This is a genomic window from Colwellia marinimaniae (assembly GCF_002207865.1).
In the GTDB taxonomy this organism is placed as follows: domain Bacteria; phylum Pseudomonadota; class Gammaproteobacteria; order Enterobacterales; family Alteromonadaceae; genus Colwellia; species Colwellia marinimaniae.
This window is the reverse complement of the sequence record NZ_BDQM01000324.1, coordinates 1-262: the sequence shown is the minus strand read 5'-3', so window position 1 is coordinate 262 and position 262 is coordinate 1. Positions and strand designations below refer to the sequence as shown.

Sequence of the window (262 nt, the reverse complement as noted above, 5' to 3'; positions counted from 1 at the left end):
CGCTTTCTCTACACCGGCCCCGATTCCGCCGTGACGCTCAAGGTGAGCGACGGCAAGGGCAACTTCAACGACCAGGACGTGCTGCTCTGGAACGACCAGGAGGTCGAGCTGCCCGCCGATCACGACCTGGTGCGCGTGCTGGTGCAGAAGGGCCGCCTGACCCCGGTGCAGGCCGCGCCTGTGCAGGTCGAGCAGCCTGCCGCCACCAGCTCCACCGAAACGACGGCCGCGACCGAGAAGTCGGCGGGCAAGACCAAGTAAC

At 67.6% G+C, this 262-nt stretch carries 1 protein-coding gene; it reads left to right on the top strand.

What is annotated here, in order from left to right; all coding sequences use genetic code 11:
* Positions 1–261 (top strand): hypothetical protein (locus MTCD1_RS20995; protein ID WP_143760194.1); only part of this gene is annotated, 261 nt, incomplete at its 5' end.
* Position 262 lies beyond the last annotated feature (1 nt).